20 protein-coding genes and 1 tRNA gene are annotated in these 26,834 nt (G+C 40.6%); 20 read left to right on the top strand and 1 reads right to left on the bottom strand.

Annotation, left to right across the window (positions count from 1 at the left end; translation table 11 throughout):
- Nucleotides 1-20 precede the first annotated feature (20 nt).
- The 8 genes from iscU (at nucleotide 21) to nagP (ending at nucleotide 10,880) form a co-directional block, all read left to right on the top strand.
- Nucleotides 21-404 carry a Fe-S cluster assembly scaffold IscU gene (iscU, locus tag LPA49_RS14530; RefSeq protein WP_036973292.1) on the top strand — a complete coding sequence of 128 codons (384 nt, stop codon included), beginning with the start codon at nucleotides 21-23 and terminating at the stop codon, nucleotides 402-404.
- 11 nt (nucleotides 405-415) lie between these two features.
- On the top strand, nucleotides 416-739 hold the full coding sequence (iscA, locus tag LPA49_RS14535) for an iron-sulfur cluster assembly protein IscA (protein ID WP_036973291.1): 324 nt from the start codon (nucleotides 416-418) through the stop codon (nucleotides 737-739).
- 78 nt (nucleotides 740-817) lie between these two features.
- Nucleotides 818-1,345: a co-chaperone HscB gene (gene hscB / locus LPA49_RS14540; RefSeq protein ID WP_230236897.1), complete on the top strand. Its 528-nt coding sequence runs from the start codon at nucleotides 818-820 to the stop codon at nucleotides 1,343-1,345.
- 46 nt (nucleotides 1,346-1,391) lie between these two features.
- Nucleotides 1,392-3,254, top strand: a complete 1,863-nt coding sequence (gene hscA / locus LPA49_RS14545; RefSeq protein ID WP_036973289.1) for a Fe-S protein assembly chaperone HscA — start codon at nucleotides 1,392-1,394, stop codon at nucleotides 3,252-3,254.
- 11 nt (nucleotides 3,255-3,265) lie between these two features.
- Complete coding sequence (fdx, locus tag LPA49_RS14550; protein WP_036973288.1) at nucleotides 3,266-3,604, top strand: ISC system 2Fe-2S type ferredoxin; 339 nt, start codon at nucleotides 3,266-3,268, stop codon at nucleotides 3,602-3,604.
- 142 nt (nucleotides 3,605-3,746) lie between these two features.
- A complete protein-coding gene (locus LPA49_RS14555; protein ID WP_036973287.1) occupies nucleotides 3,747-5,174 on the top strand; it encodes an NAD-dependent succinate-semialdehyde dehydrogenase in 1,428 nt (475 codons plus the stop codon).
- A 1,561-nt stretch (nucleotides 5,175-6,735) separates the two neighbouring features.
- Nucleotides 6,736-9,381 (top strand): family 20 glycosylhydrolase, encoded by a 2,646-nt coding sequence (locus LPA49_RS14560; protein ID WP_230236900.1) that lies wholly within the window; start codon nucleotides 6,736-6,738, stop codon nucleotides 9,379-9,381.
- Between the two features lie 209 nt (nucleotides 9,382-9,590).
- Nucleotides 9,591-10,880: an N-acetylglucosamine MFS transporter NagP gene (gene nagP, locus LPA49_RS14565; RefSeq protein WP_036973746.1), complete on the top strand. Its 1,290-nt coding sequence runs from the start codon at nucleotides 9,591-9,593 to the stop codon at nucleotides 10,878-10,880.
- Between the two features lie 832 nt (nucleotides 10,881-11,712).
- Here the strand turns inward: nagP and LPA49_RS14570 are convergent.
- A tRNA-His gene (locus tag LPA49_RS14570) sits at nucleotides 11,713-11,788 on the bottom strand.
- Between the two features lie 277 nt (nucleotides 11,789-12,065).
- On the opposite strand from LPA49_RS14570, the gene LPA49_RS14575 reads away from it, so the two are divergent.
- From LPA49_RS14575 to LPA49_RS14630, 12 genes are all read left to right on the top strand, one after another.
- Complete coding sequence (locus LPA49_RS14575) at nucleotides 12,066-12,884, top strand: mechanosensitive ion channel family protein (RefSeq protein ID WP_036973285.1); 819 nt, start codon at nucleotides 12,066-12,068, stop codon at nucleotides 12,882-12,884.
- Nucleotides 12,885-12,919: 35 nt separating this feature from the next.
- Entirely contained in the window at nucleotides 12,920-13,699 is a 780-nt protein-coding gene (locus LPA49_RS14580; RefSeq protein WP_036973284.1) for a YdiY family protein, read from the top strand.
- A 126-nt stretch (nucleotides 13,700-13,825) separates the two neighbouring features.
- A complete protein-coding gene (locus LPA49_RS14585) occupies nucleotides 13,826-16,495 on the top strand; it encodes an SLBB domain-containing protein (RefSeq protein WP_118844701.1) in 2,670 nt (889 codons plus the stop codon).
- A gap of 58 nt (nucleotides 16,496-16,553) precedes the next feature.
- The gene (locus tag LPA49_RS14590) at nucleotides 16,554-17,522 is read left to right on the top strand and encodes a Wzz/FepE/Etk N-terminal domain-containing protein (protein WP_075593906.1); all 969 of its coding nucleotides are present in this window, start codon (nucleotides 16,554-16,556) and stop codon (nucleotides 17,520-17,522) included.
- 48 nt (nucleotides 17,523-17,570) lie between these two features.
- On the top strand, nucleotides 17,571-18,584 hold the full coding sequence (gene pseB / locus LPA49_RS14595) for a UDP-N-acetylglucosamine 4,6-dehydratase (inverting) (protein ID WP_075593907.1): 1,014 nt from the start codon (nucleotides 17,571-17,573) through the stop codon (nucleotides 18,582-18,584).
- Between the two features lie 12 nt (nucleotides 18,585-18,596).
- Nucleotides 18,597-19,757, top strand: coding sequence for a UDP-4-amino-4,6-dideoxy-N-acetyl-beta-L-altrosamine transaminase (pseC, locus tag LPA49_RS14600; protein WP_075593908.1), 1,161 nt, complete (start codon nucleotides 18,597-18,599; stop codon nucleotides 19,755-19,757).
- A gap of 2 nt (nucleotides 19,758-19,759) precedes the next feature.
- The gene (pseF, locus tag LPA49_RS14605) at nucleotides 19,760-20,446 is read left to right on the top strand and encodes a pseudaminic acid cytidylyltransferase (RefSeq protein ID WP_075593909.1); all 687 of its coding nucleotides are present in this window, start codon (nucleotides 19,760-19,762) and stop codon (nucleotides 20,444-20,446) included.
- Nucleotides 20,440-21,966 (top strand): UDP-2,4-diacetamido-2,4,6-trideoxy-beta-L-altropyranose hydrolase, encoded by a 1,527-nt coding sequence (pseG, locus tag LPA49_RS14610; protein ID WP_230236904.1) that lies wholly within the window; start codon nucleotides 20,440-20,442, stop codon nucleotides 21,964-21,966. Before pseF ends, pseG begins: the two co-directional genes overlap by 7 nt.
- A gap of 6 nt (nucleotides 21,967-21,972) precedes the next feature.
- Nucleotides 21,973-23,025: a pseudaminic acid synthase gene (gene pseI, locus LPA49_RS14615; RefSeq protein ID WP_075593911.1), complete on the top strand. Its 1,053-nt coding sequence runs from the start codon at nucleotides 21,973-21,975 to the stop codon at nucleotides 23,023-23,025.
- 50 nt (nucleotides 23,026-23,075) lie between these two features.
- Nucleotides 23,076-24,293: a lipopolysaccharide biosynthesis protein gene (locus tag LPA49_RS14620; RefSeq protein WP_162898060.1), complete on the top strand. Its 1,218-nt coding sequence runs from the start codon at nucleotides 23,076-23,078 to the stop codon at nucleotides 24,291-24,293.
- Nucleotides 24,294-24,303: 10 nt separating this feature from the next.
- Entirely contained in the window at nucleotides 24,304-25,689 is a 1,386-nt protein-coding gene (locus LPA49_RS14625; protein ID WP_118844699.1) for a hypothetical protein, read from the top strand.
- Nucleotides 25,686-26,771, top strand: coding sequence for a glycosyltransferase family 4 protein (locus LPA49_RS14630; RefSeq protein WP_075593914.1), 1,086 nt, complete (start codon nucleotides 25,686-25,688; stop codon nucleotides 26,769-26,771). The genes LPA49_RS14625 and LPA49_RS14630 overlap by 4 nt, the downstream gene beginning before the upstream one ends.
- Nucleotides 26,772-26,834 lie beyond the last annotated feature (63 nt).

Here is a 26,834-nt window from a genome sequence, read left to right on the forward strand (position 1 = left end):
CAGGTAGTGAGGATAGTATTATGGCTTATAGTGATAAAGTAATCGATCATGTTGAAAATCCACGTAACGTGGGTTCTTTAGACAAAAATGATCCATCTGTTGCAACAGGTATGGTGGGTGCACCTGCGTGTGGTGACGTAATGAAATTGCAAATTAAAGTATCACCAGAAGGTGTTATTGAAGATGCAAAATTTAAAACATATGGTTGTGGTAGCGCAATCGCCTCTTCTTCACTTGTAACAGAGTGGGTGAAAGGTAAAACATTAGACGAAGCTTCAACAATCAAAAACACTGATATCAGTGCAGAGCTTGAATTACCACCAGTGAAAATTCACTGTTCAATTTTAGCAGAAGACGCGATTCAAGCAGCGATTGCTGATTACAAAAGCAAACAAGCGAAGTAAGAGATAAATTCATGGCAGTGACATTGACAGATGCGGCAGCAAACCGCGTAGAATCATTTTTAGCAAATCGCGGTAAAGGCATTGGTCTTCGCGTAGGCATTAAAACGACGGGCTGTTCAGGTCTTGCTTATGTTCTTGAATTTGTTGATGAGTTAGCAGATGGCGACGAAGTTTTTGAATGTCGCGGTGTGAAAGTAATCGTTGATGCAAAAAGCTTAGTGTACATAGACGGCACTGAACTTGATTACACTAAAGAAGGTTTGAACGAAGGGTTTAAGTTTAATAACCCGAATCAGGCCGATGAGTGTGGTTGCGGCGAAAGCTTTACCGTTTAAGCTAGCACGTTTTCCTTGCTTGAAGCCCTACCTGTGTAGGGCTTTGTTCTTTTTCTGTTTACCGAGTTGGATTATGTAATGCGTTACTTTGAGTTATTTGCGATTCCAGTAGACTATAACATTGATTTAGCGACTATTAATAAACACTACCTCGAGCTGCAACGTGCAGTTCATCCAGATCGTCATGCCAGTGCTAGTAGCCGCGACAAACTACTTGCTGTGCAAAACGCGGCTGAAATCAATGACGCATTACAAATGTTAAAACACCCGGTAAAGCGTGCTGAATACATGCTTAGTGAGTTGGGCGTTGATATTCGTGCTGAACAACAAACATTACAAGATCCGCTATTCTTAATGCAGCAAATGGAGCTTCGAGAAGAGCTCGAAGAGCTTGAAAATGCCGCAGATCCTGATGCAGCAATTGCCCAGTTTGAAACGCAAATTAAACAGTTAGACACGCAATACAGCAACGAACTGGCTGCTCAGCTAGCAAGCAATGATGAACAGCAATGGCAGGCAGCGGCGGATAATATTCGTAAGTTAAAGTTTGTTTATAAGCTACGCGAAGAACTTGAGCGAATTGAAGACAGTTTATTTGATGATTAATCGTTAGTTGTAACTTAACAGCTATTTAAGAGTTTAAAAGAGCATTATGGCATTATTGCAAATTGCTGAGCCGGGGCAAAGCGCGGCACCACATGAGCACAAATTGGCAGTGGGTATTGACCTAGGTACAACAAATTCACTTGTTGCGACTGTCCAAAGTGGCGAAGCTCGCACACTAACAGACCTTGCAGGTAATGCAATGCTGCCGTCGGTTGTTCAGTATCAAGCAGACAGCATATTAGTGGGTGAACAAGCGGCTGCAGCGGCTACACAAGACCCAGCAAATACACTCATTTCAGTGAAGCGCTTCTTAGGCAAAACACAAACCGAAATTGAGCAAAGTTACGGTCAATTACCGTATCAGTTTTGTGAACATAATGGCTCACTTGCCATTAGCACTGTTGCTGGCGCAATCAGCCCGGTGTCTGCTTCAAGTGAAATATTAAAAACCTTAAAACAACGTGCTGAAGAAAGCTTTGCCGGCCAAGATATTATGGGCGCCGTGATCACTGTGCCAGCGTACTTTGATGATGCACAGCGTCAAAGCACTAAAGACGCGGCTGAACTTGCGGGTATTAATGTTTTACGCTTACTCAACGAGCCAACGGCAGCGGCAGTTGCCTATGGCCTAGACTCAGGTCAAGAAGGCATTATTGCCGTTTATGACTTGGGTGGCGGTACTTTCGATATCTCTATTTTACGCCTGCATCAAGGGGTATTCGAAGTCATGGCGACAGGCGGTGATTCGAGCCTAGGTGGTGACGATTTCGACTCATTACTGGTTGACTACTTTAAGCAGCAAACGGGTGTTAACGAGTTATCGGCATCGGTTTTACGTTTATTCATCAATAAAGCAAAAGCCTGTAAAGAAGCATTAAGCCAATACCAAACAGTGAACGTTGGCTTAGAGTTTGATGGCCAAAGCTACACAGTTGAAGTAACGCGCGAAACCTTTGATGAATTGGCGCTAGGACTTGTAAAGAAAACGCTTCGCTCGTGCCGACGTGCGGTTAAAGATGCCGGTATCGAAAACCAAGAAGTACTGCAAGTTGTTATGGTGGGTGGGTCTACCCGCATGCCGATTGTACGCTCTCAAGTTGCGGCATTTTTTGATAAAGAACCACTGACCTCAATTGACCCCGACCGCGTTGTGGCCCTTGGTGCTGCACTGCAAGCAGATGTGTTAGTGGGTAATAAGCCCGATTCAGACATGTTATTGCTCGATGTATTACCACTTTCGCTTGGTCTTGAAACCATGGGCGGTTTGGTCGAGAAAATCATTCCACGTAACACCACAATCCCGGTGGCACGTGCACAAGAGTTCACCACCTTTAAAGATGGTCAAACGGCGATGTCATTACACGTGCTGCAAGGCGAGCGTGAATTAGTAGATGATTGTCGATCGTTGGCTAAATTTAGCTTAAAGGGCATTCCGGCTATGGCGGCAGGTGCTGCGCATATTCGTGTTACTTTTAAAGTTGATGCCGATGGTCTATTGAGCGTATCAGCAATGGAAAAATCAACCGGTGTGCAAGCTGAAATACAGGTAAAACCTTCATTTGGCTTATCGGATGATCAAGTTGCTAATATGCTGAAAGAGTCGATGACAAATGCCAAAGACGACATGGAAGCGCGAATGCTCAAAGAGCAGCAAGTTGAAGCATTACGTGTTGTTGAAGCACTTGAAGCTTCACTCGCAACCGATAGCCAATTGCTTGATGAACAAGAATTAAGTGTGTTAAAAGCAGAAATTGCTAAACTTATTGCGGTACGCGAAAGTGCCACAACACCGGCAGAAATTAAAGCAGCGATTGAAGCTGTAGATAATGCAAGTAGCGAGTTTGCTGCGCGTAGAATGGACGCATCAATTAAAAAAGCGCTGCAAGGGCAGTCAGTAGACGAAGTTTAACGAGGTAAGGTATGCCACAAATTATTTTTCTTCCACACGAAGAGTTATGCCCAGAAGGCGCAGCAATTGAAGCACCTGCAGGCGAAACTGTATTAGATGTTGCGCTTAAAAATGGCATTAGCATCCCACATGCCTGTGAAAAATCATGCGCGTGTACGACATGTCATTTAATTATTCGTGAAGGGTTTGACTCTTTAGACGAAAGTGATGAGCTAGAAGACGACATGTTAGATAAAGCATGGGGACTTGAACCAGAGTCACGTCTTGGTTGCCAAGCAATCATTAAAGATGAAGATCTTGTGGTTGAAATTCCAAAGTATAATCTCAATATCGTTAATGAAGAGCATTAATTCTTAACGGCTTTGAATACCTAAAAACCGCTGTAGTTGCTTGGTCTCTACAGCGGTTTTTTGTTTTTTAGCTGTCAGATAGTAGATTTCAGATGATAGTCGTCAGATTTCTGATTTCTAGTGTCTTTAACTTGGAGGTTCTATGTCTGATTTGGTTTTTTCTGATTCATTTATCGACGGTGACTTTTATTCTACAAGCCAGCGTTTTAGTGTCGATAATCCCGCAACCGCAGAGGCTATTACCCATGTCTCTAATATTGATAAAGCCGGGGTTGAACTGGCTATAAAAAGTGCCGACGAAGCCTTTAGCAAACTAAAGCAAACAACGGCGACTGAGCGCAGTGAAACGTTGCGACGTTGGTACGACTTAGTCATTGAGCATAAACAACAACTTGCTGAGTTAATGACCAAAGAGCAAGGTAAACCTTTAAAAGAAGCATTGGGTGAAGTGGAGTACGGCGCCGGGTTTATTAAATGGTTTAGCGAAGAAGCCAAACGCAGTTACGGCGATAGTATTCCTGCGACGGATAGTCAGCATCGTTTATCAACAATAAAGCAGCCCGTGGGTGTGGTAGCAGGTATTACACCGTGGAACTTCCCGATTGCCATGATCACGCGTAAAGTTGCCCCCGCATATGCGGCAGGCTGTAGCTTTGTTATTAAACCTTCTGAGCATACGCCGTTGTGTGCAATTGCACTTGCATATCTCGCTGATAAAGCCGGTTTCGTGAAAGGTGCCTTAAATGTGGTGGTATCTGAAAACGCAAAAATGGTCGGCGAAATCATGACAGAGTCTGAGCGCGTACGTAAATTTACTTTCACAGGTTCAACTGGGGTCGGTAAGCAATTACTCGCTCAGTGTGCTTCTACAATTAAGAACACATCGATGGAGCTCGGTGGTAATGCTCCCTTTATTATTTTTGAAAATGCCAATTTAGATGACGCCGTTACAGGGCTCATGGGCGCGAAGTTTAGAAACGCAGGGCAAACCTGTGTCGCCGCAAACCGTATTTTTGTAGAGCGCTCAGTGCTTGAAACCGTACTTGAAAAACTCACTGACAAAGTAGCAGAGTTAAAGGTAGGCAATGGTCTTGATGAAGGGGTGGATATTGGCCCATTAATTTACCCAAAAGCAAAAGAGAAAGTACAAAGCTTAGTCGAAGATGCGGTGAACAAAGGGGCTTCTTTAATAGGCGATAATAAGGAGCTTGAGGGCAGTTTTCAAGCGCCACTCATTTTGACTGATGTCACCCCAGAGATGGATATTTACCATGATGAAGTGTTTGGTCCCGTAATCAGCATTATTGCCTTTGATAACGAGCAAGAAGTACTGAAACTTGCCAATGATGTGCCTTATGGCTTAGCTGCTTATTTTTACAGTGACAACATCAAACAGATTTATCGCGTAAGTGAAGCACTTGAATACGGCATGATAGGCATCAACGAAGGGCTTATCTCAAACCCAGTTGCCCCATTTGGTGGTGTGAAACAGTCGGGCCTGGGTCGTGAAGGTGGTCATCAAGGCTTAGATGAGTATCTAGAAGAGAAGTATCTTTGTATGAAGATTTAAAAGCCGCTTTAACCTCTGCGCGCGAAATCAATTTAACGCCTACAACAAACCGTAGGCGTTATGCTTGCATGGCTCATTTAAGCAGCAACATCTCTTTTATAACATTCACGGCTAAAGCCCCTCCTACAAAAAGCCACTCATACAAAAGATGCACACGATACACGTAGGAGGCGTTTTAACGCCGAAAAAGCAAACCTATTCAGAGCGGTATTAAACAGCCTTCTCAGTATAACTGTATTAGCTCGCATCTTGCATCTCGCATCTCGTATCTCGTATCTCGTATCTCGAAGCTTATTTATCTCGCACCTCGTCGCTTATAGCCCCTTCGCGCGAAATAAATTTCACGCCTACAACAAACCGTAGGCGTTATGCTTGCATGGCGCGTTTGCGCAGCAACACCTTTATAAGATTCACGGCTAAAGCCACTCCTACAAGTGACATACATCACACACGTAGGAGGCGTTTTAACGCCGAAAAAGCAAACCTGTTCAGTGGTATTAAACAACCTTCTCGATTTAGCTGTATTAGCTCGCACCTCGCTTCTCGAAGCTTATAACCCTTTCACGGCTAAAGCCCCTCTTACAAAAGATGCACACGATACACGTAGGAGGCGTTTTAACGCCGAAAAGCAAACCTTTTCAGCGGCATTAAACAACCATCTCGATTTAGCTGTACTAGCTCGTATCTCGCTTTTCGATGCTCGTTGCTTATAACCCTTTCACGGCTAAAGCCACTCATACAAAAGATGCACACGATACACGTAGGAGGCGTTTTAACGCCGAAAAGCAAACCTATTAACTGGCATTAAACAGCCATCTCGATTTAGCTCGCATCTCGCATCTCGCACCTCGCTTCTCGAAGCTTATTTATCTCGCAACTCGTTACTTACAACCTCTTCGCGCGAAATAAATTTCACGCCTACAACAAACCGTAGGCGTTATGCTTGCATGGCGCGTTTGCGCAGCAACATCTTTTTAATAAAATTCACGGCTAAAGCCCCTCCTACAAAAGATACACACGACACACGTAGGAGGCGTTTTAACGCCGAAAAAGCAAACCTGTTCAGTGGTATTAAACAGCCTTCTCAGTATAACTGTATTAGCTCGTATCTCGTTTTTCGATGCTCGTTGCTATAACTCTTTCGCGGCTAAAGCCACTCCTACAAGTGACATACATCACACACGTAGGAGGCGTTTTAACGCCGAAAAGCAAACCTATTAACTGGCATTAAACACCCATCTCGGTTTAGCTCGCATCTCGCACCTCGCTTCTCGAAGCTTATTTATCTCACATCTCGTAACTTACAACTTCTTCGCGCGAAATAAATTTCACGCCTACAACAAACCGTAGGCGTTATGCTTGCATGGCGCGTTTGCGCAGCAACATCTATTTAATAAAATTAGCGTTAAAACGCTTCCTACGATGAAGCTACACGCTTATTATTAATAAAATGATAGCGCTGTCATTTTAGTTTTTATATGATAGTTATGAATAATAAACAAAAATGACAAATATTACGGAATAAATACCGTAAACTCAGGGCTTAAACGAGGAGAAAGTAATGGATTTTAAGAGGTCAATACTCGCCGCGATACTGGTAGCATCACCTGTAGTCGCACATGCGACACTGACGCAATCACAGGTTAATCACTTTGCTAAAGACACTGAATTACTATTTTCGGTAGAAGATAATTTCCGTAATAAAGACGCGGGGTTCTTAGGTCAAATTACGCTTAATAATCGCTCTGACGTGGCTTTGCCTGCGGGTGAAAGTGATTGGCAGCTTTATATTCATTCTGTTCGTAAAATTTCGACCGAACATGTCGCAGGCTTAAATATTGAACATGTTAATGGTGACTTACACCGTATAGTGCCAACGAGCAGCTTTAAAGGGTTAGCAGCGGGTGAAAGCCTAGAACTGCCTTTTGATGCACAAGTATGGGTTGTTGCTTACAGTGATTTTATGCCGCGTGCATTTTTTGTTTCAGGAAAAAATAAGCCAGCGGTATTTGCAAACACAGATACCGAAGACTTTAAACAATTTGTAATGCCTTTTACGCGCGATAACCAATTATACCGCTATAACGAGCCGAAAGATTTATCTGTGCTTGCAACGCCTAAAGTACGTTTTGAAAGAAACAATGCAGATAACGTTGCTGTAAGTAAAGAAGATGCACTAAAACGCATTATTCCAAAACCACGTAAAGTTGACTTTAACCGGGGTACAACAACCATCAATAATGATTGGCAAATTAGTTATCAAGGTCAGCTCAAGCACGAAGTAATGGTGTTTATGCAAGACTTACAAGATGACTATGGTATTAGCCTTAAAGCGCAGCCTGACCATATTAACCTTGGTAAAGAGAAACTTATTCGTCTTAAAGTCGACCCTGCACTGAATGCCGGTAAAGCTGAAAGCTACACCCTCGAAATTGATGATGAAGTCATTAACATCGTCGGCAGTGATAATGCAGGTGTGTTTTATGCGATGCAAAGTGTGCTTAATTTGATGCCAGCAGCAACCCAAGGCTCAGCAAGCTTACCTCAGCTTGAATTAGAAGACTCACCTCGCTATGGCTGGCGTGGTATGCATTACGATAATGGCCGTAACTTTCACGGTAAAGAAGCCATGTTTAAGCTCGTTGAGCAAATGGCGCGCTATAAAATGAATAAGCTACATTGGCATTTTTCTGAAGATGAAGGTTGGCGACTCGAAATACCTGGCCTACCGGAGCTTACCGAGGTAGGTGGATACCGTTGTTTTGATTTAGAAGAGCGCACCTGTTTATTAACGCAGCTAGGTACGGGACCATTTAAAACAGGTTCGGGTAATGGTTACTTAAAACGCGAAGAATTTGTTGAACTGTTAAAATACGCAAAAGATCGCCATATTCAGATCATCCCTGAAGTAGAGGGACCCGGGCATGCGCGTGCTTCAATAAAAGCGATGGAGGCACGTTATCATAATATGCTCGAACAAGCCGAAAAAGCAGCTAAAAACAATATAAAAACTGGCTCGGCCAAGCAAGAAATACAACAAGTGGATATGGGTCCTGCAACACAGTATCTACTGACCGATCCGAAAGACACCTCAGTGTATATGACGGTACAAAATTACAAAGATAATTCGATAAATGTCTGTATGGATTCAACCTATGCATTTTTAGATAAAGTAACGTATGAATTACAACAAATGTACCGCGAAGCAGGCGTACAGCTGACAAACCTACACATTGGTGGTGATGAAGTGGGGGCTGGTTCATGGATTGGCTCACCTGTTTGTCAGGCGTTATTCGCCGAGCCGAGTAATGGCGTGTCGGGCCCCGCTGATCTTAAACCATATTTCACGCAACGCGTCGCGACACTATTAGAAAAGCGCGGTATTTCCCCAGGAATTTGGGAAGACGGCATCATGTATGACCGTGAGAATTCATTTAAACGTGATGAATTCCCAAATAAAACCTTTACGGTTAATACATGGGATAATATTTGGGAGTGGGGCGTTGCAGACAGAGCATATCGGTTAGCAAATGCGGGCTACCAAGTGGTGTTATCACATGGCACGCACTTATATTTCGATCATCCCTATGAAGCCAGCCCAGAAGAGCGCGGTTATTATTGGGCAACCCGTTACACCGATACTAAAAAAACCTTTAACTACATGCCAGACGATGTATACGCGAACGCAGACTATACCCGTACTCGCGAGCCAATTGTTAATTTAGAAGCCTTGGTTGGTCGCCCGTTACCTAAGCTTGAGAAACCTGAAAATATTCTGGGTATGCAAGGTCAGGTGTGGTCTGAAACTATCCGCACTGAAGATCAGGTGTTAGCGATGATTTTTCCGCGTATTTTGTCAGTTGCAGAACGTGCGTGGCACAAAGCAGAGTGGGAAGGCGAAAATGTCGATACCAAAAAGCAAGCGAAAGACTGGGCTGAATTCTCAAGCGCTGTGGGTTTAAAAGAGCTCGAAAAGCTGGCGCAAGATGGTATCAATCTGCATTTACCTGTGCCGGGAGCTGTTATTGAAAATGGGACGTTAAAAGCCAACACAGCGTTTAACTATTTAAGCATTGAATACAGCCTAGATAATGGAAAAAATTGGCAGCTTTATGCTGATCCGATCAGTGTTGAAAATGATGCGAATGTAGCCTTGCGTAGCCGTTTAAATTCGCAGCAAACAAGCCGAATAACCTATGTAAATTAATAGATTACAAGCAAACTAAAAGGGCCTTTGGCCCTTTTTTATTATCTTGCTTTTAACTAAAGGCATCGTATTATGACTACAATTTGATGTCAGTTTAATGGCAGCGCTGTCATTTTTGTTGCGTTAGTGTTATAAATATTTCATCAAACGTATTTATAATCATCTTGAACAAATAGCGTTGATAAATTGAGTCAATGCTATGAATGGGAATTACCATGTCAGAAACGAATAAACAAAGCAGCCTAATACCTATGGCTATCGTTGCCACGCTGTTTTTTATCTTAGGCTTTGCTACTTGGTTAAATGGCTCTTTAATGCCTTTCCTGCAGCAAGTTTTGCAGCTTTCGCCGTTTCAGGCGTCGTTGATTATTTTCTCGTTTTATATCGCGGTAACATTCACTGCGATTCCATCAGCGATGATTATTCGTAAAGTGGGTTACAAAAATGGTATGGCCCTTGGCATGGCAACCATGATGGTTGCAGGATTGTTATTTATTCCTGCTGCAAAAACACAAGTGTTTGCACTGTTTTTATTTGCGCAACTCGTTATGGGCGCGGGTCAAACATTACTACAAACAGCGGTGAACCCGTATGTGGTAAGAATTGGCCCCGAGGAATCAGCCGCAGCCCGTGTAAGTGTTATGGGTATTTTAAATAAAGGTGCTGGGGTTGTAGCCCCGATTGTGTTTACCGCACTCATACTGAGTGATTTTAAAGGGTTTGTAGGTAAAGAGCTCAGCCAAGCTGACATCGATGCCATGGCCAATGGCTTAATATTACCGTATTTAGGGATGGCACTTTTTATTGGTATACTTGGCTTCGCAGTGACCAAAATGCCGTTACCTGAACTAATTGATGATGCTGATGAACAGCAGCCTGGGCAAGTTAAAAAAGCATTGGCACATCCGAGCCTTGCGTTAGGGATTGTAGCGTTGTTTGTGTATGTGGCTGTCGAGGTAATAGCTGGTGACACCATTGGTAGCTTTGCTCTGTCATTGGGTGTCGAGCAATACAGCGTGATGACATCGTACACCATGGGTTGTATGGTACTTGGTTACTTTTTAGGTATCTTATTGATTCCACGTGTGTTGTCTCAGCAGGCAGCACTGACTATTTCAGCGCTGTTAGGGTGTGTGTTAACGCTTGCGATAGTAACAGGCAGTAATGAGTCGGTCGTTATTTCTACATTGCTTGGCCTAAAATCGGTACTTCCTGATACCTTATTGCTGATTGCTGTGCTAGGCTTTGCCAATGCAATTGTTTGGCCAGCAGTTTGGCCGCTAGCGCTTTCGGGCTTAGGTAAGCTTACGAGTGTGGGATCGGGCTTGCTTGTTATGGGTATTGCCGGCGGTGCATTTGGTCCGTTATTTTGGGGCTTGGCAAGTGGCGGCGTTAAAAGTGCCGAGGCGCAACAAATGGCTTATATTGTGATGTTGCCTTGTTATTTATTCATACTTTTCTATGCTGTAAAAGGGCATAAAATGAAAAGTTGGAAGTAATTAAAAAGCGTGAGGTAAAGACGAGTAAATCGTCGGCCTTGCACTGATGTAAAGCATTTCTAGTAAATAGAAATAATCCCGTGTGTAATGCCACCGAAAGGTGGCATTTTTTTGTCTTATTTAAACCGTAGGCGTTATGCTAGCATGGCGCGTTTGCGCAGCAACGTCTCTTTATAAAATTCACGGCTAAAGCCCTTCCTACAAAAGATGCACACGACCCACGTAGGAGGCGTTTTAACGCCGAAAAAGTAAACCTTTTAACTGGCCTTAAACAACCATCTCGGTTTAGCTCGCACCTAGCAACTCGTCGCTTATAACCTCTTCGCGCGAAATAAATTTCACGCCTACATTAAACCGTAGGCGTTATGCTTGCATGGCGCGTTTGCGCAGCAACCTGTCTTTTAAAATTCACGACTATAGCCCCTCCTACAAAAGATGCACACGACACACGTAGGAGGCGTTTTAACGCCGAAAAAATAAACCTTTTCGGCGGCATTAAACAACTATCTCGATTTAGCTGTACTAGCTCGCATCTCGCATCTCGCATCTCGTATCTCGCTTTTCGATGCTCGTTGCTTACAACCTATTCACGCGAGATAAATTTCACGCCTACATTAAACCGTAGGCGTTATGCTTGCATGGCGCGTTCGCGCAGCAACTTTTTAAATAGCTTTATGGTTTAAAATAAGCAAGGTGAAATGTATAAGATGTGCTGAATAAAAACAGAGAGTTAAAAACAAAGGCTAAAAATTGAAATAAAATAATGCTAGGGTAACTAGGCTAAGAATAAATCTATAAAGGAACAACAAAAGAAATACAAAGGGGAGAGAAGTGGGGCGACTGATGGGGCTTGAACCCACGACAACCGGAATCACAATCCGGGGCTCTACCAACTGAGCTACAGCCGCCACTGAGATACACCATGTTTGGTGTGGCGCGCATATTACATAATTAACGTGTGCTTGTGAACCCCTAAATATAAAAAAAGATAAAAAAGTTGAAAGAGTAAGAAATTTCAGAAACTTAACACTGGTCAGCTGGCGTTCAGTTTCGGGGGCTAGACTCTCGCTTTTGCAATTAAGCAATCACTCATTGATTAATCTGCATGTTATTTAATGATTTTTTAACCAAAGATCATATATAATTTCAACAGCGTTACGCTAAAAATGAACTTCAGGAGAGAACATGGATACAATAATGAACTGGATCAATGAGAATTCAGATTTAATAATACATTACGCCGTTCAGGCTGTTCTGGCGCTAATTATCTTCTTTATTGGTAGCCGCATCGCCAAATTCTGCGAAGGGTTAACTGAAAAAGCATTTGATAAGAAAAAAGTAGATAAAGCGGTAGGTTCATTTGTAGCGAGCATTGTTTATGCAATCGTTTTTGCTGCAACAATCTTAATGGCTCTATCTCAACTAGGTATCGAGACAACATCATTCATTGCTATCTTAGGTGCTGCGGGCTTAGCTGTTGGTTTAGCACTTCAGGGTTCATTATCTAACTTTGCTTCTGGCGTATTAATTATTTTACTTCGTCCGTTCAAATCAGGTGACTATGTTGAAGCTGGCGGTAAAGCGGGTACGGTTAAGAAAATTGAAATTTTCTCTACAGAAATGCGCACACCAGACAACAAAGTAATTGTAATGCCTAACTCAAAAATCATGGGCGATGCAATTGTTAACTATTCACGTGAGTCTACACGTCGTATCGACTTAGTAATTGGTGTTGGTTACGACGCTGATCTTAAAGAAGCAAAAGCAGTGCTTAAGTCAGTACTAGACAAAGAAACGCGTTTATTAAAAGATCCTGCATACACAGTAGCTGTATCTGAACTTGCCGATTCAAGCGTAAACTTTGTGGTTCGTCCATGGGTTAACTCTGCTGACTATTGGCCAACATATTTCGACTTAATGGAAAACATTAAGATTGCACTTGATGATGCAAACATCACTATTCCATTCCCGCAAATGGACGTTCATTTGCACAAAGAAGACTAAATTGTCTAATTAAAAGTAGTAAAGGTTATTTTTTAATGAAATTAAAAGCTTTATCAATTCTAGTTGCAGCATCTGCTGCAACTAGCGCATTCGCAGCCGATGAAACGAAAACGTGGGACGTTACGAGTGAGTTAGGTGCCATCATAACCAGCGGTAATACAGAAACAACCACTCTAAAAGGTGGCATAAAGGTATTACATAACCTTGAGAGCTGGAATAACGAATATAAGCTTGATGGTCTTTATAAAGAAGACGAGATCGAAAATGATGCCGGTGTTAAAGAAACACAGCGTACTAACGAAAAGTACTCTTTTTCTGCACAAGGTAACTACAAGCTAAACGAAAAACATTCACACCTATTCATTTACGGTTCGCACGTATCTGATTACTTTGGTGCTTACCGTAATGAGACCGTAGTTTCAGCGGGTTATGGTTTACGATTAATCGACCGTTCTGATATGTGGTTAAATGCAGAAGTGGGTCCAGGTTATAAATACTTCCAATACCCAGACACAAGCACAGAAGTTGACGAAAACGGTAACTCACTTGCGGGTGAGCGCGAAGGTGAAGTAATTGCGTTAGGTAAACTTGACTACAATTGGCAAATTTCAGACAGTGCGCGTTTCACTCAGCTCGTTTCTGTGGAATACGGTGATACCAACACCAAAACACGTTCTGAATCAGCCATTCTTGCCAAAATTAATGGTTCACTGCAAATGAAAGTGGCGTACAACATTACCCACAACTCTGATGTAGCTGACGACAAAGAAAATACAGATACTGAGACTTCATTAACGTTGGTTTACAGTTTTTAACTAAATAAATCAAAATTTTGATGTTTTTATGACAGAAAGGGACGAAAGTCCCTTTTTTATTTTTTGTCATTTCAGGTAGAATAGACAATCTTTTTGACTGTAGAACTATGGAAATCCCTACTTGTGATGTTATTTAAAAGACTCTTTATTACTTTTTTGCTATTAACTTCTGCATCAGTATTGGCATTTACCCCTACAGCAGCTCAAATTGAGCAATTTAAAAAGCTTCCTAAAGCTCAGCAAGAAGCGCTTGCTAAGCAATATGGTGTCGATTTATCCACCATAACAGGCAAAACCTCTAATAAAGAATCTGTTGAACAAGAGTCAACAATTCAACCTCGCTTTGAAAAAGAACAAGAAGAACTCACAGACGATGAACGTTTTGCGCCGAAAGTCGATGAAGTAAAACCTTTTGGTTATGAGCTATTTGCTGGTGAGCCAACCACATTTATGCCCAGCGAAAATGCCCCAGTCCCAGATACTTATCTAATTGGCCGTGGTGATGAGCTTACTATTAACTTTTATGGTAAAGAAAGTGAAAGCTACGATGTGATGGTTGATCGTGAAGGCCGTATAAGTATCCCAAATCTTAGCCCAGTCCAAGTTGCAGGGCTTACATTTGCAGAAGTAAAAGAGCTCATTAAAGCCAAAGTTGAACAGGAAGTTATTGGCATTAAAGCGTTTGTATCGGTCGGTAAACTTCGTAGTATTCGTATTTTAGTGTTAGGTGAAGCTTATAAACCGGGTAGTTACAGTGTGTCATCACTGACTACAGTATCGCATGCTTTGTTTGTGAGCGGCGGGGTGTCAGAAATAGCCTCATTACGAAACATACAAGTTAAACGTGCCGGTAAAGTTGTTGCAAATTTTGACTTGTACGATCTGCTTATTAAGGGTGATAGCAGTAACGATATTATATTAAAGCCAGGTGATGTTGTTTTTATCCCGCCTGTTGGTTCGCAAGTTGCTGTTGAGGGACTTGTAAAACGTCCAGCAATTTTTGAGTTAAAAAAAGGCGAAACGGCAGAGCAGCTTTTAAAAATGGCTGGCGGTTTAAAGCCACAAGCATATGCTAAAAAAGCGTTGGTTGAGCGCTTTAACAATCACAACATGAAAGAAGTATTATCTGTTGACTTTAGCTCAGATAAAATTATCTATATTCCGCGTGATGGTGACCGTATTCGTTTTAACCCTATCAGTTTACAGTATCAAAATAGTGTTAGCTTAATTGGTGCTGTTGCGCGTCCTGGTCATTACCAATGGCATCAAGGTAAACGCATTTCAGATATTTTCACTTCAGTGCGTGGCGACTTACTGCCACAGGCCGATCTTGGTTATGGCTTACTGGTACGTGAAATAAACGTTGCCGGTGATATTGAGGTTTTTCAATTTGATATTGCCCAAGCTATCGTGAAAGCTCAAGGTCATGATTTAGAGTTAAAAGCAAACGATAAACTGTTTGTTTTTAGCCGTTATCAAGAAAAAGAAGCTGAAGAAATTGCACTTGCAAATATGGCGTTAAGCGAAGAGCAACAGCAACAGCAATTTAAAGTGAAGCAATGGCACGAATATCAAAATAAAGAGTTTGAACGCTATATTGGTGTTTTAAAAGAAGAAGACCCTTTCAAGCTTGAGGAAGAAAAAGTACTCACCATCGCAGAAATATCGAAGCGTAAAGCAAAAGAAGAAGAGCAGGAGTTAGAACCTGAAGATTACGCAGTCTTTAGTCGCTATAACTTATTAAAACCAATTATAGCAAAGCTTAAACAGCAAGCTTCTGTTAATACAGCAATGCAACTTGTTGAAATTAATGGTCATGTTGCGTACCCAGGCGTTTACCCGTTAACGGTTGGCAGCGAAGTAAATGAACTTATTGCAGCAGCCGGTGGCTTACTTGAGTCAGCTTATACAGAACAAGCTGAAATCACTCGGATTGTTGCGGGTGATGCGTCAAAAGTTGAACACATCAAGTTTGACCTACATGCAGCCATGCTAGGTGAAAAAGCTGAAAATAAAATATTGCGTAGTAAAGATAGTATTAATATTTTCTCTATTCCTAATTGGCAAGAAAACGTAAAAGTTGAGCTAAAAGGTGAAGTTAAGTTTCCTGGTGTATACACCATTCGACGAGGAGAAACCCTTACTAACCTGCTTGAAAGAGCTGGGGGTTTTTCTGACTTTGCAGAACCCGATGCAGCTATCTTTACTCGTGAGTCAATACGAAAACAAGAACAACAACAGTTAGCAAAACTATCAGAAGACTTACGTCGAGACATTGCCACAAAAAGCTTTGAAAAATCCGTAAGTAGTAACACCCTTTCTTATGAAGAAATGAACAAGTTACTTATTGATTTGGCAAATGTTGAAGCTGTAGGACGTTTAGTTATTGACCTTCCACTGATTGCAGATAACAAACAAAAACTAGTTTTACAAAATGGCGACACGCTTTATGTCCCAAGCAAACGTGACTCAATAAGCGTTATTGGAGAAGTAAACTACGCGACTTCTCACTTGTTTAAACCCGGTATTGACGTTGAAGATTACATCAGCCTCAGTGGTGGTTTAAAAGAGCGTGCCGCTGATGATCGAATCTATATCATTAAAGCAAATGGTTCAGTAAAAATTCCAAATAGCGGCAGCTGGTTTGCAGTTAATGATTCACAGCTCTTAGAAGCGGGCGACACTATCGTTGTACCAATGAATGCTGATTACATGGACAACTTAACCTTGTGGAGCACCGCAACGCAGATTGTTTATCAGCTTGGTGTAGCCGTAGCAGCGATTAGTAGTATTTAAATTAAGCTCTTGTGCAGTTTGATATTTCACTGAAAGAAAAACATTAGGTAGCAATAGTGTGACAGAAAAAAAATTGAGCCCACGAGATGATGAGTATCTCAATATTAGTGAGTTTGTACTTATTATTTGGCAAGGTCGGTTGAAAGTATTGATAATAACAATCTTGTTTGCATTATCAGGAGTGCTAATTTCACTCCTATTACCAAATGTATATAAGTCATATGCAGTTTTAGCTCCTGCAGCTGATAATGATACAGCAAGTGGGTTATCAGCTTTAACAGGCCAATTTAGTGGTCTCGCTAGTTTTGCAGGTATTAACCTTAATGCCAATAAAGGCGGCGATAAGGTACAATTAGCTATTGAGATTATTAAGTCGAGGCAGTTTGCTAGTGAGTTTATTAATTCACATGAGCTTTTAGCTGATTTAATGGCAGCAGAGTCTTGGGATAGTGCCAGCAATAAAGTTTTATACAATGAGGATCTATACGATAAAGATACTCAAAAGTGGGTTCGTAAGGTTGAGTGGCCATTAAAAGCAAAACCATCAATGCAAGAAGCTTACAAAGAGTATACAAAAATTGTGTCTATAAATGTGTCAGAAGAAACAGGAATGATCACTCTTTCTGTAGAGCATTACTCCCCATATGTTGCTGAAAAGTGGGTTAGATGGCTAGTGCAAGATATCAATAAAAAAATGAAACAACGAGATCTTAGTAGCTCTGTTAAAAATATTGAATACCTTAAGCAACAGATCGAGCAAACGAATGTAGCTGACATGCGGGCGATCCTTTATAAACTCATTGAAGAGCAGAGTAAGACTATAATGTTTTCTGAAGTTAGAGATGAATATGTATTCAGGACTATTGATCCCGCTGTAATACCAGAAGAAAAGTTTAAGCCAAAAAGAGCATTGATCTGTATTTTTATGACTTTAATTGGCGGTGTAGTGGGAGTCGCACTCGTTTTCTTGAACTACATTCTTAGAAGAGGTAACTCAGTTTCCCCTAGACACTTTGAGGTTAAGTAATGTTATTTAACTATCCATACTTAACCAAATCACTTTAGAGAGAACAAAATGTTAAATAACAAAACAGTATTAATCACGGGTGGCACGGGTTCATTCGGTAAGAAATTTATAGAGACAATTTTAGCGCGTTACCCTGACGTGAAAAAGATTATTGTTTTTTCTCGTGACGAATTGAAGCAATCAGAGCTTCGTATGAGCTATCCGCCACAACAGTTTCCCCAGTTACGCTTTTTTATTGGTGATGTACGTGATAAAGAGCGTGTAAAGCAAGCGTGTGAAGGTGTTGACGTGATTATTCATGCTGCTGCAATTAAGCAAGTAGATACAGCAGAATATAACCCAACAGAATGTATTCGTACTAATGTAGATGGCGCAGAGAATGTGATTCATGCGGCACTAGAATGCGGCGTTAAAGACGTTGTTGCATTGTCAACAGACAAAGCATGTGCCCCAATTAACTTATACGGAGCAACAAAACTTGCATCAGATAAGTTATTTGCAGCGGCGAACAATATTAAAGGCTCAAAAGACATTAAATTTAGCGTTGTTCGTTATGGTAATGTTATGGGGTCACGTGGCTCGGTTATTCCATTTTTCTTGAATAAGCGTCAAGACGGTATTCTACCTATTACGCACGAAGAAATGACACGTTTTAATATTTCCCTTCAAGATGGCGTAGATTTGGTTATGTTTGCGATTGGCCATCATTTAGGTGGTGAAATCTTTATTCCTAAAATTCCTTCATACAAAATTTTAGATGTTGCTACAGCCGTGGCTCCAGAGTGTAAGACTGAAGTTGTTGGTATTCGCCCTGGTGAAAAGTTACATGAAGAAATGCTCACTGAAACCGACTCAATTAATACCATTGATTTAGGTGACAAGTACGCGATTCTACCGTCAGTTTCTTACATGTACACTGAAGCGCAATTTCTTGAGCACCATAAAGCGAAGAAAGTTCCTTTTGGTTTCAAATACAACTCAGGTACAAACACCGAGTGGGAAACCGTTGAAAGTTTACGCCACTTAGTCAAAGAGCACGTTGATCCTACGTTTGAAGTATAAGAGAACGCATAAATGATACCGTACGGAAAGCAATCTATCACAGCAGAAGATATCAACGCTGTTGTTGAGGTATTGAAGTCAGACTTTTTAACTCAAGGGCCACAAGTGCCTGCATTTGAAAAGTCGTTAATGGATGCCACCGGTGCACATTACGCATTAGCAGTTAATAGTGCCACCTCAGCATTGCATATTGCCTGTTTAGCCTTGGAGCTAGGGCAGGGTGATGTTCTTTGGACAACACCCGTCACATTTGTTGCATCAGCTAATTGTGGCCTTTATTGTGGTGCGACGGTTGATTTTGTCGATATTGATCCACAAACGTACAACCTATGTCCTACTGCATTAGAGGCGAAGTTACAACGCGCTAAAGTTTCGGGAACGTTACCAAAGGTGTTAGTGGCTGTTCACCTGTGCGGTCAACCTTGTGATATGAAAGCTATCCATGCGCTATCACGCGAGTATGGTTTTAAAGTAATAGAAGATGCGTCGCATGCGATTGGTGGTCGTTACCAGTCACAACCGATTGGTGCGTGTGAATACAGTGATATAACCGTCTTTAGTTTTCACCCTGTTAAAATTGTCACGACGGCAGAAGGGGGCGCAGCACTCACAAATGATAAAGCGCTGGCCGATAAAATGGCACTGTATAGAAGTCATGGTATCACTCGAGATGAAGCCTTGATGGAAAATCCATCACACGGTGGCTGGTACTATGAGCAAGTTGACCTAGGTTTTAACTACCGTATGACAGAGTTACAGGCGGCACTAGGAGTGTCGCAAATGTCACGCTTAGAGTCGTTTGTCGCTGCTCGCCATCAGTTAGCTAATCGTTACAATGAAAAGCTTGCACATTTACCGATTACTTTGCCGTATCAGTTGCCTGAGACGTATTCTGGTTTGCATTTATATGTAATCCGTTTGAATTTAAGCGCCATCACCAAATCACACAAGCAGGTATTTGATGAGCTAAGAGCAGCGGGTATCGGAGTCAATTTGCACTATATTCCGGTGCACTTGCAGCCGTATTATCAGCGAATGGGTTTTAACGTAGGTGACTACCCAGAAGCTGAGCGTTATTACGCAGAAGCGATTTCTATCCCGATGTTTCACGGGATGACCCATGAACAGCAAGATGACGTTGTGAAGCAATTAACAGCTGTTTTGAGTGAATAGTCGTGAATATAGCAATCATTCCAGCGAGGGGTGGCAGTAAGCGCATTCCGCGAAAAAACATCAAACTGTTTCATGGTAAGCCAATGATAGCCTATTCGATAGAAGCGGCTATCAAAAGCGGGTGTTTTGACAAGGTGATAGTGTCAACAGATGATGCTGAAATTGCCGATGTTGCACAGCAGTTTGGCGCACAGGTGCCGTTTATGCGACCAGCAGATATTGCGGATGATTACGCAACGACTTTGGATGTTATGAAACATGCGCTTGAATGGCTTGAGGCACAGGGTGATGCTGTTGATAATGTCTGTTGTCTTTATGCAACCGCGCCGTTTGTTTTGCCAAGTAACCTAAAACAAGGGTATGAAGCATTGCAATCGGGTGAGTTGGATTATGCATTTAGTGCAACGAGTTATGCATTTCCTATTCAGCGAGCGCTAAAACTGAATGCCGAAGGCACGGTTGAAATGTTTCAACCGGAGCACTTTAATACCCGTTCGCAAGATTTAATTGAAGCATACCATGATGCGGGCCAATTTTATTGGGGCACAGCGGACGCATTTAAAGCTAAACGGCCTATATTTGGGGTTAAGTCAAAAGCTGTACTTTTGCCACGAAAGCAAGTGCAAGATATTGATACGCCAGAGGATTGGGATTTAGCTGAAGCGTTATTTCAGGTTATCAAATGCTAAAAATTGCTTTTCGGGTTGACGCATCCATTCACATTGGTAGTGGTCATGTTATGCGCTGTTTGGTTTTGGCGGATGCGCTGTCAATCAATGGCCACCAAGTTGTTTTTTTGACTCGTCCACAAGCTGGTGACTTAATATCATTTATTAAGCAGCGCGGTCACAATGTTTGCCCACTTTCAGCGCTAGCGTGCCCAGTTGAACCTGTTAGTACAGATGACTATCAAGGCTGGCTTCAAGTCCCAGAGCTTGATGATGCAGCAGAGTGTGCTGATTTAATTAAATCGACAGACTTAGTCATTGTTGACCATTATGGTATTGGTGCTTTATGGCACAAGCGAGTAAAAGAAACGCATGATTGTAAAGTGGTTGTAATTGATGACTTAGTGAGAGCGCATAACGCTGAATTAATTATCGATCAAACATTACAACGACACGCAGCGGAGTATAACCGAAAAAATGCCAATGCATTGGTACTTGCAGGAACGCAATACGCACTAATTGCGCCTGTTTTTGCGACATATCACCAACAGTGCCAAGTAGAAAAACAGCCGCCTTTGCGACAGCCGCCTCGCATCCTTCTTTCGATGGGAGGCATTGATGCACCAAACGCGACACTTCGAGCTCTGCAGGCTTTACAGCAGCTTGACACAAAGCCACTTGTCACCGTTTTATTAAGCCCCCGTGCGCCAAATTATGAAAGTGTAAAGGCATTTTCGTTACAACACTCACATTGGGTAACGCATATTGATTTTGTAAGTGATATGGCAGCATTAATGGCCGAGCATTCACTTGCAATAGGTGCACCGGGAAGCACCTCGTGGGAGCGAGCATGTGTTGGGCTACCAAGCATTATTATTGCCCTGGCTGAAAATCAGCAAACAATTAGCCGTAATTTGGCATTGGTAGGTGCTGCAAAACAAGTAGACCTATCTCGAATACAGACAGATTTAGTGCCGACGTATCATGAATTACTCAGTCAGTATGAAGAGATACGGAGAATTAATTTACAGCTGTGTGATGGACAGGGAGTACAGCGAGTGGTGAAAGCCATTAACCAACTGAGTGAGTTTAGGTTAAAGTTACGGCCCGCTATCACCTCAGATATTGAACAAGTTTACGAGTGGCAGTGTAAGCCAGAAACACGAAAATATGCATTAAATAAAGCGGTGCCGAGTTTTTCAGAGCATCAAGCATGGATGACAAAGAAGCTCGCAGCAAACAACGACTATTTTTATATTATTGAACTTGTTGACGAAAATAACAAAGAAACGGCACCTGTGGGTGTGGTTCGCCTTGATAATAGCGCGCAAGGTCAATACACGATTTCAATTTTTATTGACGCTGATTATTTTGGCAAGGGCATAGGAAAATATGCCTTACAGCAAATAGATAACTTACACCCTGATGTGATAATAAATGCCACGGTATTAAAAGAAAACGCGGCATCACAAGCGCTTTTTAGTAGCGCAGGGTATCAGAGAGTCAATTCAGAGCAATTTACTCGACCAGTTGTGGAGTGAGGAATAATGACAAAATTTATTACGATAGATAACAGAAAGATAGGCCCAGATTACGCACCATATATTATTGCGGAAATGTCAGCAAACCATAATGGCAACATAGAAAACGCTTATAAAATAATGGAAATGGCAAAAGAATGTGGCGCAGATGCAATTAAGCTGCAAACTTACCGTCCCGATACAATCACGATGAAAAGTGATAACCCTGAGTTTTTAATTAAAGGCGGGTTATGGGATGGCAAAATGCTTTATGACCTATATGAAGAGGCGCACATGCCATGGGAGTGGCATAAACCTTTATTTGAGAAAGCGAAAGAGCTTGGCATTACAATTTTTAGTTCGCCATTTGATTTTACGGCAGTGGATATGTTGGAAGAGCTTGGTGCGCCAGCTTATAAGATAGCCTCGTTCGAAGCCATTGATTTACCCTTAATTGAGTATGTAGCGAAAACGGGTAAGCCGATGATAATTTCGACGGGCATGGCAAACGAAGAAGAAATACGTGAAGCAGTAGAAACAGCGAGAAATGCAGGGTGTAAAGAATTGGTTGTTTTACACTGTGTGAGCGGTTACCCAGCGCCAGCAGAAGACTACAACTTAGCAACGGTTGCAGATATGGCAACGCGTTTTGATGTGCTAACGGGGCTATCTGACCACACAATAGATAATACAACAGCTATTACGTCGGTCGCGTTGGGGGCATGTTTAATCGAAAAGCACGTTACGCTAGACAGAAATGGTGGCGGACCGGATGATAGTTTTTCGTTAGAGAAGCCAGAGTTAGAGCAGTTATGCAGAGATAGTAAAATAGCATGGCAGGCGCTAGGAAAAGTAAATTATGAGCGAAAAGAGAGCGAGAAAGGGAATGCAATCTTTAGGCGTTCATTGTATGTAGTAAAGGATGTTGCAGAAGGTGACGTGTTTACACATGAGAATGTAAAGAGTATTAGGCCAGGCTATGGCTTAGCACCAAAGTATTTACATGATGTAATAGGCAAGCAAGCAAAGTCTTCTATTAAGTCTGGTACAGCTCTTACAAATAGACTGGTTGATCTTTAAATTTGAAAGCTTTGAACCAATTTATAAAATTAATTAGCAATAAAGAGGTAGTGATAAATATAGCATTACGCTTGAGTGTGCTTGTAAGTAAGTTTTTCTTTATTTTTCTTGCTGCGAAATACCTATCCCTATCAGATATGGGGGAGTATGGTATTTTTATTGCTTCTGTAACTTATTCAATATATTTGATCGGTTTTGATTTTTATACTTTTTCGAATCGAGCTTTTATACAAAGTGAAAGTGAGCAAGCTTTAATCGCGTCTAAGCAGTTAAGTTTTAATTTATTATCGTTATCACTTGTAACAATTCCTTTTTTACTGCTTTTCTTTTTAGATGTGTTCTCAGTAGATATTTTGCTTATATTTTGCATGGTTGTAATTAGCGAATATCTGGGGCAGGAAATAGGTAGATTACTTATTGCATCAGGAAGAGTCATTGCAGCAAGTTGGACGTTGTTTATTCGAAGTGCTCTTTGGTCATATATTGTTGTGTTCTTAATGGTATTTAACCCAGATTATATTTCTCTAAAAGTCATTCTAGGCTTTTGGCTGCTCTCTAGTTGGTTAGCACTTTTTATAGGTGTATATTATTTAAGAGATATATTTTCTCTTGCACCATTTAAGTTCAATATCGATTCAAAGTGGATTATTCGAGGGATAAATATATCTATAATTCTATTTTTTGGCACTTTGCTAGCTAGGGCTGTCTTTACTGGTGATAGACTGATACTGGAGCTTTTAGGCCATAAAGAGTTAGTTGGAATATATGCTGTGTATGTTGGGTTATGCAATGTTTTTATGACATTTGCTGATTCTGCTGTATTTCAATTTAGTTACCCAAAGCAAATAAAGAATTTTAAAAATAAAAATATGCACGCAATCTTAAATCAAATGAAGAAAGATGCAGTTGCAATAGTGTTTGTTTATATATTGATCATCTCCGGTTACTATGTTTTGTTAGAGTTTTTGTTTAGCTATATAGGTAAGCAAGAGTACCTGAATTACATAAACTACTTTTGGGGATTGCTTATTGCGTATTTTTTCATTGTTATTTCATATATACCCCATTATGTAATTTATGCTGCAAATGAAGACAGAAAGATACTAAAAACCCATTTTTTTCAATTTTTAGTTTTTTTCGTTAGTGTTTTTGGGCTTTACGTAGCAACAGATATTAATGTGTTCATGAATATTGTATTGGCTATGCTTTTATCATCAGTGATTACATTCCTGAGTAAAGCTTTCTATTGTTACCAAGTGTTGAAATAAAGAGTTGGTTTTGAAAAGTATTTTAATATTAATTAATACAGCAGCATTTTCTAAGTACTATCTAAAGTTGGCAATTGAGCTTAAACAGCGAGGCAACAATGTTGTCATAGCAACAGACTCTAAGTTTACTCAAGAATTATTTCAACTAGATAAAAGTGGTATCCCTGTTGAGGTGTTCGAAAATGATCTATCAATAGACAGTGATCTGGTAAGTAATTTAGATACTTGGTGCTTGCATCCAGATTTTGACCGAGGCAACTACTATGGTTTTTCTGGCGAGTTTTCAGGACATAAGTCAAGTCAAGTCGTCGAAAGATTATATTGCTTTTTTAAACGAGTCATTCTTGAGCATAATATATCAACATGTTTTTATGAAAACGTGTCTAATGGGTTTGCTTATATTGCTTGGAAAGCTATCGAATCTGAAAATGGTAAATATTTAGGCCTAACGTCTTCAAGATTACCATCTATGTGCTGTTTTTCGACTGATGATAATGAATTAGCAGATAAGATTGAGCAGGCTTTATTATCGAATACTTTTAGAGCAGATGATTTAGATTTTGCTAAAAATTATTTATCTCAGATTAACGAAGTTGAGCCAGATTACATGAAGAATAATGGGTTAAGCAAAGTAAGTGCTTTACCTGCATTAAAAAAAGTGGGTATACACAGTCTTAAAACTCATATCAAATATTCATTGGGGTCTAATAGTGCAGGGTTTCAGTTAGGTAAGCCTATTGTATCTTCAATCCGATATAGATTACGAAATGTTTATAGAAAGCTTAACTCATATAGAATAAAAAAATATTTTACTAAATTTGAGCCATTAGATACCCAAACTTACTTTTTATATCCTCTACATTATCATCCCGAGTCGTCGACCTCTTTGTTAGGACGATTTTATGATGAGCTAAATATCATTAAAAATATTGCTTTTAGCTTAAAAAAAGGGGAGTTACTAATAGTAAAAGATCATAAAAGTGCTCATGCGTTTGAGGATAAGCAGTTTTATAAAAAGCTCTCTAATTTACCAAATGTTCTTTTGGTTCGTCCTGAACTGAATGCAAAAAAGATTATTGATGAATGTTCTGGAATCTTCACTTTAACTAGTACGGTAGGCTATGAGGCGGTTCTTAAAAATAAACCAGTTTCGATGTTTGGGGATGCATTTTATAAGAAGCATTTCTTAGCAAGAAAACTGAATGGGTTCGGTGAGATTAGAGATGCAATAGAGTGGATGAAAAGCCGACCCCAAAATAGCTTGCCGGCAGATTATAATATTAATTTTGTCGCTAGCTATCATAAAGTTTGCTTCGAATTTAAGCTTAATTTAGCGGATAAAGAAACAGCTGAAGGAATCGAAGAGTTAGCAACATTAGTAGAAGAAAATATATGAAAATTATGTTCGTTAATCATGCCATGCATTGCGGTGGTACTGATAATGTAGTTAATAAGCTTATAAATATTTTTTTAAACGATAAAAATATTCAGTGTGAGCTAGTTACATTTAGAAGTCCAGATGAAGATTTCTTTAAAATTCCAAGCGAAGTAAAGAGGTATTCATTAGGTTTTGATAGTGATGACAGTGAAAATTCAGGTTTAAGCTATTTCTCTTCATCAAATGCTAAGATGTTATTTTCATTAAGAAAAATAATTAAAGACTCAAACCCAGACTTCATTGTTACTAATTGGACATCTACAAATTGTTTCACATTACTTGCGTCCTTATTTCTAGCAAAAAAAGTAATATGTTACGAACATATTCACTTTGACTCGCCGAGTATCGTGTGGCGCGTGTTAAGAAGACTGTTATATCCATATGCTCACAAAGTGCTATGTTTAACAGAGTCTGATCAAAAGAAATATCAAAAGTTTTGTACATCGATAAAGACAATAAATCCAATCACTCTTGTTAAGCCGAAAAATATTCCTGCTTATGAGGATAGGCAGAAGCAATTCTTGGCTGTCGGTAGATTAGACCCACAAAAAGGTTTCGATAATTTATTAAAAGCATACTCTTTGATACATCACAAATGCCCAGAGTGGAAGCTTAAAATTATTGGTGAAGGTAAGGAAAGAGCGAATCTCGAAGCTCAAATTTCTGAGCTTAATTTATCTAGTCAAGTCGAGTTACTTGGTGCTCAAAATGATGTATCTAAATATTACTTACAGAGCAAAGCATTTATTCTTTCTTCAAGATATGAAGGGTTTGGACTAGTGATTTTAGAGGCTCAAGTTTGCGGTGCTGCAGTTATTTCGTTTGACTGTAAAACAGGCCCGTCAGATATTATTACAAATAATTATGATGGTATCCTAGTTCAAGATCAAAGCATTGAAGAGCTAGCTAGGGCAATGCTTGATATAGCTGAAAATGATAAACTGGCAAAAGAACTCATAGGTAATGGTTTAGAGACATCAAAAAGCTATGATGATTTACACATTCTTGAACTATGGCAAAGCAAAATAATCAATGAATAAATACTATGAAAGCATGTTGCTATATTTTATTTTCATTTTCATGTACGTCAGTAACTTTTTTAG

It is taken from the genome of Pseudoalteromonas sp. MB41, assembly GCF_020966275.1.
Taxonomy (GTDB): Bacteria; Pseudomonadota; Gammaproteobacteria; order Enterobacterales; family Alteromonadaceae; genus Pseudoalteromonas; species Pseudoalteromonas lipolytica.